The 12179-nt window shown below is 32.7% G+C and carries 11 protein-coding genes; 3 read left to right on the forward strand and 8 right to left on the reverse strand.

Annotated elements, in window-relative coordinates; all coding sequences use genetic code 11:
* Positions 1-500 (reverse strand): DinB family protein (locus tag B3J44_RS04260; RefSeq protein WP_286966043.1); only part of this gene is annotated, 500 nt, incomplete at its 3' end.
* Between the two features lie 47 nt (positions 501-547).
* Entirely contained in the window at positions 548-1027 is a 480-nt protein-coding gene (locus B3J44_RS04265; protein WP_198855257.1) for a DinB family protein, read from the reverse strand.
* Between the two features lie 230 nt (positions 1028-1257).
* On the opposite strand from B3J44_RS04265, the gene thiL reads away from it, so the two are divergent.
* Positions 1258-2304 (forward strand): thiamine-phosphate kinase, encoded by a 1047-nt coding sequence (thiL, locus tag B3J44_RS04270; protein ID WP_198855256.1) that lies wholly within the window; start codon positions 1258-1260, stop codon positions 2302-2304.
* A 96-nt stretch (positions 2305-2400) separates the two neighbouring features.
* On the opposite strand, the gene B3J44_RS04275 is transcribed toward thiL, so the two are convergent.
* From B3J44_RS04275 to B3J44_RS04295, 5 genes are all read right to left on the reverse strand, one after another.
* The gene (locus tag B3J44_RS04275) at positions 2401-3102 is read right to left on the reverse strand and encodes a response regulator (protein ID WP_286966044.1); all 702 of its coding nucleotides are present in this window, start codon (positions 3100-3102) and stop codon (positions 2401-2403) included.
* On the reverse strand, positions 3092-5152 hold the full coding sequence (locus B3J44_RS04280; protein ID WP_286966045.1) for a tetratricopeptide repeat-containing sensor histidine kinase: 2061 nt from the start codon (positions 5150-5152) through the stop codon (positions 3092-3094). The genes B3J44_RS04275 and B3J44_RS04280 overlap by 11 nt, the downstream gene beginning before the upstream one ends.
* Positions 5153-5245: 93 nt before the next feature.
* Complete coding sequence (locus tag B3J44_RS04285) at positions 5246-5497, reverse strand: hypothetical protein (RefSeq protein WP_198855253.1); 252 nt, start codon at positions 5495-5497, stop codon at positions 5246-5248.
* A 175-nt stretch (positions 5498-5672) separates the two neighbouring features.
* Positions 5673-6482 (reverse strand): LytR/AlgR family response regulator transcription factor, encoded by an 810-nt coding sequence (locus B3J44_RS04290; protein ID WP_286966046.1) that lies wholly within the window; start codon positions 6480-6482, stop codon positions 5673-5675.
* 269 nt (positions 6483-6751) lie between these two features.
* Positions 6752-8293: a glycine--tRNA ligase gene (locus tag B3J44_RS04295; RefSeq protein WP_111425276.1), complete on the reverse strand. Its 1542-nt coding sequence runs from the start codon at positions 8291-8293 to the stop codon at positions 6752-6754.
* 203 nt (positions 8294-8496) lie between these two features.
* On the opposite strand from B3J44_RS04295, the gene B3J44_RS04300 reads away from it, so the two are divergent.
* Entirely contained in the window at positions 8497-9072 is a 576-nt protein-coding gene (locus tag B3J44_RS04300; protein ID WP_286966047.1) for a ComF family protein, read from the forward strand.
* A gap of 11 nt (positions 9073-9083) precedes the next feature.
* Here B3J44_RS04300 and B3J44_RS04305 read toward each other — a convergent pair whose 3' ends face one another.
* Complete coding sequence (locus B3J44_RS04305) at positions 9084-11759, reverse strand: reprolysin-like metallopeptidase (RefSeq protein WP_286966048.1); 2676 nt, start codon at positions 11757-11759, stop codon at positions 9084-9086.
* Between the two features lie 192 nt (positions 11760-11951).
* On the opposite strand from B3J44_RS04305, the gene B3J44_RS04310 reads away from it, so the two are divergent.
* Positions 11952-12179, forward strand: a 228-nt coding sequence (locus tag B3J44_RS04310) for an adenylyltransferase/cytidyltransferase family protein (protein ID WP_286966049.1), incomplete at its 3' end; no start/stop codon positions are given.

Below are 12179 nucleotides of genomic sequence, written 5' to 3' on the forward strand. Positions count from 1 at the left end.
TATTGATTTGCCTTTACAACATTATAAAAATTATAATCGGTGTTTGAGGCATCTGTAATTCCAACATTTCGTCCTATTGTTACAATCTGACCTCGATGATACGTTCCATGATTGATAACTTGGATTAAATATTCAGAAATAGGCAGTTCACATTCAAACCACGGATTTACGATTTTAACTTCTTTCATTAAATCTTCTTCAGATAATGAGTTAATAAAATGTTTCAATTTTGTAGACGAATTTAATAATCCGGCAAATATTTCCTCTTTTGACAAATCGCTTTCTGCTTTCTTTTCTGATAGTGAAGATTCGGAAATGACAGAAAACCAATATTCCTCAGTAGACCAGATATGATCAAGCGTTTTCATAATAGTAGAAAAACTCGACGGCACTTCTGCATAAAGCAATTCAGCCGATTTCGGCGAAAGCCAATTTACAAATTGTTGATTTACCCATAAATTATAATCTGCATAATTGGACATTATCTTCTTTAAACTCATAGCTTTAGTTTTAGATTTCTGATATTAAGTTACTAAAAAAACATCAATTATCTTTCCCAGAAAAATGGTGGTTCGATATTTAAAGCTCTTAAATAAACATAAGCTTGTCCACGGTGATGCACTTCATTATCAATAAAATATAAGATATTCTGAATTACAGGAAATTCATATTGTCCAAAAAGGTTAAAGGTCTCGCTAAAATCCTCAACTGATAATTGTTCCCAATATTTATTGATTTCTTCTGTTGCTTGATCCCATTTTTCAAGATATTGCGCTTTGAAAATTAGTTTTTCAGTTCCTTCTGAGAATGGTGCAGTTTCTTTCGTTACAATTCCTTTTAAACCTGGAACTGCAATAGCCAAAAGCTCATCTACTAATTTTGCAAAAGGTCTCATTCCGCCAATCGAAAATTCGAAGAAATCTTTTTCTGGAAAAATCTCAATTAAACGACGTGTAAGTGCTCTGTGTCCTTGCCAGTGTTTTAATAAATCTTCTGAAGTAATAACTTGTGCTTCTAATGTTTTCATGGTTTTAAAGTTTAAATATTTTTAATACTTCAAAAGTAAAATGGGCTGGTGACAACAGTTTGTCAACAGTAAAAAAAAAATTTAAAAAATATTCTTCAGCACATTTTAGACGCACTACAGTGCGTCTCTACAGAATAAAAAAACTTAGAACCTTAGTATCTCAGAATCTTAGCATCTTTAAAAAAATCCTTTGTACCTTTGCACCTTAATAACTTTGGAACTTAACAGAAATGATTGAAGATAAAAATCAGCAGAGAACTAGTATAGCTCAATTAGGCGAATTCGGTTTAATTGACCATTTAACCAAAAACTTTGACGTTACTCAGGAATCTACTTTGAAAAGTATTGGCGACGATGCAGCTGTTCTTGATTTTAAAGATAAGAAAGTAGTAGTTTCTACCGATTTACTGATTGAAGGCGTTCATTTTGATTTGGCTTACATGCCTTTGAAACATTTAGGTTATAAAGCGGTCGTAGTAAATGTTTCTGATATTTGTGCCATGAATGCGAAACCGACACAAATTACGGTTTCGGTTGCTGTTTCTAATCGTTTTCCTCTTGAAGCTTTAGAAGAATTATTTGCAGGAATTACACACGCTGCAAAAGAATACAAAGTTGATGTTATTGGCGGTGACACAACCTCATCTCAAAAAGGATTAATTATCAGCATAACCGCAATTGGAGAAGCTGACGAAAATGAATTGGTTTACAGAAACGGAGCCAAACAAACTGATTTATTGGTTGTAACTGGCGATCTTGGTGCCGCTTATATGGGATTGCAGGTTTTGGAACGTGAGAAACAAGTTTTTCAGGTTAACCCAAATAATCAACCCGATTTAGATCCTTATACTTATTTGGTAGAACGCCAATTAAAACCTGAAGCTAGAAAAGATGTTCGCACTTTACTTCATGCTTTAGATATAAAACCAACAGCAATGATCGATATTTCAGACGGATTATCTTCTGAGATTATTCATATCTGCAAGCAATCTAAAGTGGGTTGTAATTTATATGAAGATAAACTTCCGTTAGATCCGCAGTTTATTTCTACTTGCGAAGAATTTAATATCGACAGCACGACGGTTGCCATAAATGGTGGTGAAGATTACGAACTTTTATTTACAATTGATATTAATGATTTTGATAAAATAAAAGGAAATCCGAATTTCTCTGTTATTGGCCATATGGCAGAAGAAAATGAAGGGATTCATCTTGTGACCCGCGCCAACACAAAAATTGCTTTAAAAGCGCGCGGATGGGATGCTTTGACAGAATAAAGCAAACAAAACTCTAAATAAAAAATTCCAAATTCCAAAAGCTACTCTAGCTATCAGAATTTGGATTTTTTTTTATTGTTTCTTACGATTTGAATTTTATCCTAAAAGTCCTTTGCTTCTTGCTTCTTTCACCAAATCAGAATCAGAATCATTTTTAATTTTCAATAACTCTTTCAAATGCTTTTTTCGTTTTTCAATGGCCTTTAAAGAAATGGGAACATGCTGCAGCATTTCCTGAATTGGGGTTCCTTTTGCTAAATGAACTAATATTTGTTTATCGTATTGATCTATTTCGATAGCATTATGTGTTGACTGATTGAGCATTTTTACAACCGATTGGCTATAGTATTTTTCATTTTTCATCACTTTATCAAAAGCCAAAAGCAATTCGTCAAAAGTAAGGTCATTTTTAATAATCAATCCGTTTGGCTGAATTGTTCTAATAATAGTTTTGATCTTTAGCAATTCTGTATACATTGTCAAAAGAATGATCTTGCACGAAGGCATTTTTTTCAGAAGCAGCTTTGCAAGATCTTCGCCAGAAAAGATCTCTTTTTCTTCGTAAGGAGGCATACTGATATCTAAAAAAGCAATATCAAACTCGGGCGTGTTCTCATTTTCTATTATATCATAACCAGATCTACAATCGTGTGCCTGTGAAATAAAAAAATCGTACTGTTTTGTATTATAACGAGTTATAGCATTTTTATATCCTTCAATAATAAACGGATGGTCGTCTACTATCAAAATATTCTTTTTAACTAATTGTGGAACTGAAGTTGGTAAGTCAAATGTCATTATGCAGGTTATTATTTGGGTCTATTGGGATTTCTATAGAGAGAATTGTTCCTTCTCCCTTGGCAGATTTTATCGTAACTGCGCCCTTACATTCTTTTACTCGATATTCTATATTATGCAAACCTATTCCATTTTTGGTTCTATTGGTATTAAATCCAATTCCGTCATCTTCTATCCTTAGAACCAAATTATTGTTTTCATTTTTAAATTCCACTCTAATAATATCGGCTTCAGCATATTTATTACAATTCTGGAGTCCTTCTTGAACAATTCGATACAAATTGATTTTTTCAATATTACTCATCAAATCCCATTTTATCTCGGGATCAAAAAAAGTAATCAATTTTGAACTATATGTATTTATCTGATCCTCAAATAGTTTATTCAAAATCGAAACAAAATTATTAATTAATTCCGATTTCTCTCTATTTAAATCATGCGAAATTTCTCGAATATCTTGTTCCACATTTTTTAGTTCGGTAAGATATTTTTTTCTTTTAGGAACAGCCTCGATTTCGTCAAGTTTATCCAAACTGTCCAAGCTTATTCTAATACCAAACATGCGCCCTAAAATACCATCATGCAATTCCTGCGCTACTCTTTTCTTTTCCTTTATTCGTGTAAGCTCAATTTCATTTTGCTGCGAAATCATCAAATTATAAATGTCTTCGTTTGCAATCTGCTGTTGTTGCTTAAAAAGAAGTTCGCGATTTTTGGCCTGTTGTGTTTTATAAACATAAAAAAACAACCCGAGCAATGTACAAATACTAAATACATAAACCAAAGTTTTATTCTTTTCTTGAAGGCTAGAATTTTGGTCTTTAATTTCGTTGGTCTCATATTCAATACGAGAGAATTTTTCTCCCATATTGCGCTCTGCTTTAAGCATTTTATCATTTAACTGAATGTACTCTTTTGAATATTTTGCTGCATTTTTAGGATCTACGGCAGCAATTTGCTTCAATGCTTGTAAAGTATTGTTTAGCTTATCAGATGAACGCGAAAGAAGTAAAGCTTGTTTAGAAAATTCAACAGCTTTTGCAGTATCCTTTTTTAAAGCATAATATTCCGACAGATGAATTTGATTGGATATCATTTCCATTTTTAATCCTAAACTATCTCTAATTTTTAAAGATCTATAAAATTGAGCAGGCAGACCATCCACTCTGTTAGATTTTAATTTAGAATAGGCTAAATTATCTAACAACATCGCATACAGAATGGTTTTTTCTTCAAATAGATTTTTTTCTTCTAATCCTTTCTCAAAACAAGATATTGCTTGCGTATAATTCTTCATACGTAGGTAAACAAAACCAATATTGTTTAATGAAGTAGCTTTTAATTGAAAATCTGATGGAATGGATTTATCGTCTAAAGTTTTCAGTGCCTTATTTTGGTAATCTATTGCTTTGTTATATTCTTCTCTTTCGTTAGAAAGTATACCGAGAAGGTTATAACATTCATAAAGCTGCTCATTGACATCTTTTTTAGTTTTTAAAATTTCTAAAGCTTTAAAAACCGATATTTCACTCTCAAAGAAATCTGCTTCATTATACTGAAGGCTTGCTTTGCTTATTAGTGTTTTTGCCAAATTATACTGATCATTAATTTGCAAATAAATCTTTTGAGCTTTGAAATAGCTTCTGAAAGCGCTATCAGAAATCATTCTATTACTGTAATAATCTCCAAGATAAGTATAGGCTTTTGCCATATAAGCAGAGTCTTTAGCAATTATTGCTCTATTCAAGACAAGCTCAGATATTACTTTAAATGATTCTAAGTCATTCATATTAAAGTATCTATTAGCAATCTTGAACAAATTTGCTCTAGTAAGAGAATCGTTTTTCTTTTTTTCTACTACAGATAATGCTTTTTGAGTATACTTCTGTTTAGATTCATAGCTTAAGCTTATGTCATTAGCTAATGATAAATAAACAGAAAGGCTATCCTCTGTAGAATTTGTGTTCTTGGTTAAATCATTTTTCTTGGTACACCCAATAAAAAACAACACCAAAAATGAAGACAATAATATTTGGAAGCTTTTTTTCAATATAATTGCGAATTTTCCCAAAAATACTAAAAAAAAAAGCTGTCAAAAATTTGACAGCTTAAATATTTTTAATGTTCGTTTTTATTACGAAACTTAATCTAGTTTTTTGTTTGCACCTAAAGATTGATTAATTGCATCAAAACTTGCTTGGTTGTTTTTTGCTACTGATTCTTGATTGCTCATTAAATCATCGTGTTTTCTATTACCTCCTGTAGATCCTTTACCATCAACCGGAAGAACAACGCTTAGTTTTTCAGTTGGAACAATAGGAGTTGTTGGATTTGCGAAAGAAGTTGCTACTACTACTAATGAGAATAATCCGAATGTTAAAGCTGTTTTTTTCATGACCTGAGGTTTTTAATGTTTGTTTTAATTTTTGGAGATGATTCGCTATTTGCGACGAATCAGAGTGTAAAACTAACACCGAGGTCGAAAAAAATTTATATGAAAAATTGAGTTTATGGTAGATCGTACCCAATTGATAGTCAATGGATAGCAAATTAATGTAATCGTCTAATTTTTAGACTTCTAGATAATTTCCTCCTGCAAAATCGGCAATAATCTGCTCTACATTTGCTCTGTAGGTTTTAGAAAAAGGAATCTTTTTGGTAGAGTTTTTTATGTAACAGATTGAGTTTCCGCTATGAATCCTAGAAATGTAATTTCGATTAATTACATAACTGTTATGGATACGGATAAAAGGATACGTCAAAACGCTTTCAAAATGCTTTAACGTTTTAAACGCCGTAATCATTTCGCCTGTGTTCAAATAAATATCTGTCGAATTATTATCAGCCTGAAAATAGCAAATATCTTCAGCATTTAGATATCGGTAATCTCCGTACGATTTTATACAGATCGTTAATGGCTTTTGAATGTTTTGCGGAATTGTTCCAGCTTCAACAATAACAGAAACTGGTTCTTCTCTAAACGGAGCTATTTGGGGCTCTAAATTGGCTCTATTGAGTTTTAAAATTGTTTTTAAAAGATCACTTGATGCAATTGGCTTAAGAAGATAATCGAAAACACCGTATTGAATAGCATCAAATGCTTTGTCTTTTTGCTTCGTTGTAACGATAATTTTAGGAATGTGCTGCAAAAAACGATGAAGTTCGCTAATAAAAGCCAGAGACAAATGACTTGACAGATTTCTAGGTTCGATTTCCAGAAAAATCAACGCTGGTTTGTGTTCTAAAACCAAGTCTAAACCATCCTGAAAATTTGATGCCGATGCCATAAAAGATAATTCTGAAAAACCAGAAGCGGTTGTTTGGGTTTTCAAAATACTCTCAGCGTCATCATCAATTATAATATAGGAATACTTTTTCAATTTCAGGTTTGGTTGGTTTTCTCACTGCACAATCATAATCAAAAAATAGTTTTAAATCGATGCATTGAAGAAAAAAATTATTCTTGATGGTATTACAAATCTAAAATTACACTTTTAAAAATTTCAAACACCTCATTGTTAACACATTAAACAAAAATGTTGATACATAAAGATGAAATGCAAAAAAAGCCGATAAAATACCTATTTAAAAAAACAAAAATCCCAAACTCCTTGACGGAATTTGGGATCTATAAAATAACTTGTAAAGATTACATTTTCATTAACCAGTTTTTCATCGAAACTTCGTTTTCGATAATACCTCTTAATTCAGTAATTTTTACACGATCTTGTTTCATTGTATCTCTATGACGAATTGTTACTGTTTCGTCTTCAAGCGTCTGATGATCTACTGTAATACAGAAAGGCGTTCCTAAAGCATCTTGTCTTCTGTAACGACGTCCTACAGCATCTTTTTCATCATAAGCAACATTGAAATCCCATTTCAAATCTTCGATGATTTTTCTTGAAACTTCTGGCAAACCATCTTTTTTAACCAATGGCAATACCGCTGCTTTTGTTGGTGCTAACACTGCCGGCAATTTTAAAACCGTTCTTGTAGAACCGTCTTCTAATGTTTCTTCTTTTAAAGAAGTTGCAAAAACAGCCAAGAACATACGATCTAAACCTACAGAAGTTTCTACTACATAAGGAACATAGTTTTCGTTAAGTTCAGGATCAAAATATTGCAATTTTCTTCCAGAATATTCTTCGTGCGCTTTCAAATCGAAATCGGTACGAGAGTGAATTCCTTCCAATTCTTTAAATCCAAATGGGAAATTAAATTCGATATCTGCTGCTGCGTTTGCGTAGTGAGCCAATTTCTCGTGATCATGAAAACGGTAATTTTCTTTTCCTAATCCTAAAGATAAATGCCATTTCAAACGGGTCTCTTTCCAGTATTCGTATGATTTCATTTCTTCTCCAGGACGAACGAAAAATTGCATTTCCATTTGTTCGAACTCACGCATACGGAAAATGAATTGTCTTGCAACAATCTCGTTTCTGAATGCTTTACCCGTTTGAGCAATTCCGAAAGGAACTTTCATACGACCCGATTTCTGAACGTTTAAGAAGTTAACAAAAATACCTTGAGCTGTTTCTGGACGCAAATATAAATCCATCGCATTCTCAGCAGATGCACCTAATTTTGTTCCGAACATTAAGTTAAATTGTTTTACCTCTGTCCAGTTTTTAGAACCAGTTTCAGGATCAGAAATTTCTAATTCTTCGATTAAAGCTTTAACATCAGCCAAATCACCTGCTCCTAAAGAACGCCCTAAACGCTCTCTAATTTCTTTTTCTTTAGCTAAATATTCAATTACACGAGCATTTGTAGTTACAAATTCTTGTTCGTTGAATGCATCGCCAAAACGAGCTTTTGCTTTGTCAATTTCTTTTTGTGCTTTTTGGTGAATTTTTTCAGCATGATCTTCAACCAAAACGTCAGCTCTATATCTCTTTTTAGAATCTTTATTATCAATTAATGGATCATTGAAAGCATCAACGTGTCCAGAAGCTTTCCAAGTTGTTGGATGCATCAATATTGCAGCATCAAGGCCGACAATATTTTCATTCATTTGAACCATTGATTTCCACCAATATTCACGGATATTCTTTTTTAATTCGACACCATTTTGTGCATAATCATATACAGCACTTAATCCGTCGTAAACTTCGCTTGACGGAAAAATAAATCCGTACTCTTTTGCGTGCGAAACCACATTCTTAAATATATCTTCTTGTTTTGCCATAGTGATGCAAAAATATAAAAACTACCTATATAAAAAAGAAAAATTATGAAGATTGAAGTACTGTTTTTGTTACTTTTGTAAATAAAATCTCTCTTTTTGTGATTAATTATCTAATAAATTTATTTTTCCCCAAGGTCTGTAGTGGCTGTCGTTCGCTTTTGCTTCAGAATGAAACAGTTTTCTGTACTATTTGCCGACATGAAATGCCTTTAACTTACTATCATTTAGACCCAAAAAACGAGGCTGTTAAAAAATTCTATGGCAAGATTGACATTCAATTTGCAGCAGCATTTTTGTATTTCAATAAAAAGGGAATTGTTCAAGAGTTAATTCATAATTTAAAATACAAAGGACATCAGGAAATTGGAAGTGTGTTGGGAAGCTGGTATTCGGAAGATTTAAAAGAAATTCGATTCGAAGTTCCTTTTGATGCTATAATTCCTGTTCCGCTTCATAAAAGAAAATTTAAGGAAAGAGGCTATAATCAAGTTACTACTTTTGGAAAAGAAATCGCATTAGGTTTAGACATTCCCTTTGAAGAAAACATCTTAATTCGAAAATTGTACACCAAAACGCAATCCAAGAAAAATCTTTTAGGAAGATCTGAAAATATCGAAAACATTTTTGATGTCAAGTTTGATGAAACCCATCATCATAAACACTTTTTGATTGTAGATGACGTTTTTACTACAGGGGCAACTATCGAAGCATGCGCCAGAGCTTTATTAAAAATTCCTGGCGCAAAAATAAGTATGATTTGTATGGCTATCGCACATTAAATTTTTTAAAATTAATTTACCAATATCTTTTTTACTATTTTTCGTTGTCCATCTGTAACCGTTAAGAAATACAGCCCAGATGGCACATTTGGCAATTGAATATCTTGAATGAAATATCCTGAACCTTGAAAAGTTCTATCGTAAACATATTTACCTACAATGTCATTAACGTAAACTTTAATCTCACTTACTGAATCTCTATTAAATTGTACGGTGAAACTTCCTTTATTTGGATTTGGATAGGCAATAAAATCAACATTCTCAAAATCACTGTTTCCTAATGTATACGTTTTAGTACAGATATTTACAGAAGCAGAATTTATAGTGCCAAACATTCCGACAACTGCATCACGAACTTTAAAAGTCCAATTTCCTTGCGGATTTTCTCCATTAAAAGCACTTAAAGCACTAGCAGGAATTACAATTTGACTGATTGTTGAGCCACAATTTAAAGCAGCACCGCTATCATCAAATTGAAGTGCAAGAGTTGAATTTGTTGTACCACAGCTTTTATTAAATAACGAAACAATAGTACCGCTTGGACTCTCAATTTCTATTTCAAGATCTTCAAATCTTTCGTGCTTAACATTAACAGAAACATTTACATCTGAAATAGTTCCTGTAGAAGCTGGCACTGTTACTGTTTTGTTTATAAAGGTTGTACTTGTTCCTAATGAATAACCGCCTTCAAAATTATAATTGGTACAAGATGTCGAAACTGTATATCCTAAAGCAAATGGCTTACTGTTTACTGCATAATAAATATTGTCAACCGGCTCAATTAGAAGTCTACAATTTGTAGAAACATCAATTTCTGACGGAATCAATATTGTTTCTGAACCATCATTTGGAGTATTACTTGCTAAAACGATTGGAAATGTCAATCCGCCATCAAGAGATAATTTTATATTTACATTTGAAGATCCTGGAAGTGTATTGGTATTATTTACACTCCAAGTAATGGTTTGTGCTGATCCTTTTGCCCATCCTAAATTATCCTCTTTTTGAGAAGTAACAGCAAATGGTCCTGCAGCTGCATTTACAGTAACAACCATTGCATCTGTATTGGTTTGTGCAAGTCCTTCTGCAGCATTATCTCTTCCTGTAAGTGTAAAATTCATTGTTTTTCCGATAGAAGAAACAGATTCCCAACTTGTTGTTAATTGATTATTTAAAACAGAACTTAAAGCAGGCATATAACGAACTGGAGAAGTTGTTGGCGAAAAAGATCTAAACATTGGCCCATCTGGTTTTGTAGCATATGTAAAACTATTTCCAGCAAAAGTTGTCATTGCACTATCGTATTGTTCCCATGAATAGGTTATCGTATTTCCTTCAGGATCAGAACCTGTTCCTTTTAAAATAAATGGTGTACTAATTGGAATTGTATAATCTAAACCTGCTTTTATTACTGGTGGATTATTATTATCAATAGGTATTGTTACGGGACAAGTTTTTCCCGCCAAATTATTCTGTATCTGATTAATGCTGGCATACGAAAAATAAGCATCTGAATGATCCTGAATATTATATCCTTTTGTCACTCCTGCGTATCCCATAATAGTTGAACCGCTTCCCGGTTCATAGCATGTTCCTTTACCTTCATTTTGAAAAGAAAAAGTATGCGAACCTCCAAGTTGATGCCCCATTTCATGAGCAACAAAATCAATATCAAAATTATCTCCTTCTGGTTTTGCGTCTGCTGGAGACGTAAAAGCACTACCTTTTCCTATTGGCTGGTTCGTTGTTGGACTAACACATACACAACCAATGCAACCCGCATTTCCTCCTCCGCCAGAAGCTCCAAACAAATGGCCAATATCATAATTGGCTTCGCCGATAACATTAGTTAATGTGGTTTGCACTTCCTTCATCCAAATTGGATTATCTCCAGTTGCTCCTACTGATGCTATAGAATAAGGATCTGTTGAAGCATCTGTATAGATAACAGCATCATTATTAGCAATTAAAATTACCTTTACAGAAAGATCCCTTCCAAAAATACCATTTACTCGAGTTAATGTAGCATTCATTCCTGCTAAAGCTCCTGCAACTGTTCCGCCAAAATAAGCTGCATATTCTCCTGTACAGGACAATGCCAATCTTAGCGTTTTAAACTGTTTTGCATTTGAAGCCGTTTTTGCAGTCGCAGATTTATTTTCAGAAACCAGATTGGTTGTTTTGCAATCTAAAATCATCTTTGACTCAGCATTATCTTGTGCTCTAAACAAAACATACTCCGATTTATTCTCTGGATTTTGCTCAATATATTCTGTTGGTTTTGCCGGTCTAAAAACCATTGTCTGCATTCCGATTGGAGCAACGCTAAAATGTATCTTAGCATTTTTATCGTCTATTCCGCGACCTTCATACGCTCTAATTTCAGGATATTTCGCTTGTAATTCTGGTGCAAAATTAGACGATTCCCATACAGAAAAACGCTCCAAATTTCCATCAGCATTCGGAATCGTAATTTCTGAAGTTGTCGTTTTTGCCGTTTTACTTGATACAGAAGCTAGCTTAGAACTAAGAAGATTAGCATTTAATCTATAATATAATTTATTAGAACTTACGTCGTCAGTTTTTCGTAAAACCGATGAAGAAGTTACTTTTTGCCATAAAGCATCTTGTGCATTTGCACTGGCAAAACAAAAAATAAGAAATATATAAAGTAGTTGTTTTCTCATACCTTCAAAATATAATATCAAAATTACTTCAATTAATTTGAAATCATATTATCTATACGACAATTATTGATTTTTAATAGACGAGTTGGCTTATTTTTATAAAAAGATAGATTATCCCTTAAAATTCGATTTGGCATAGTATTAAATTTAAAAGAGAATAGTATAAATTTGCAGCATCTTAAATAATTTGTTTTGAAGCTCTTTCATTCTATAAACGATTTTCAGTCAACCAAGAAAACAATCTTAACTCTTGGTACCTTTGATGGTGTGCATATTGGTCATAAAAAAATTCTGGAACGAATTACGCAGAATACTGAAAATGGAAAATATGAAAGTCTGGTTCTTACCTTTTTTCCGCATCCGCGAATGGTTCTTCAAGAAAAATCTGAAATAAGATTATTAAATACCATCGACGAAAAA

Origin of the sequence: Flavobacterium sp. UBA4854, from assembly GCF_002399805.1 — a bacterium.
GTDB lineage: Bacteria > Bacteroidota > Bacteroidia > Flavobacteriales > Flavobacteriaceae > Flavobacterium > Flavobacterium ginsengisoli.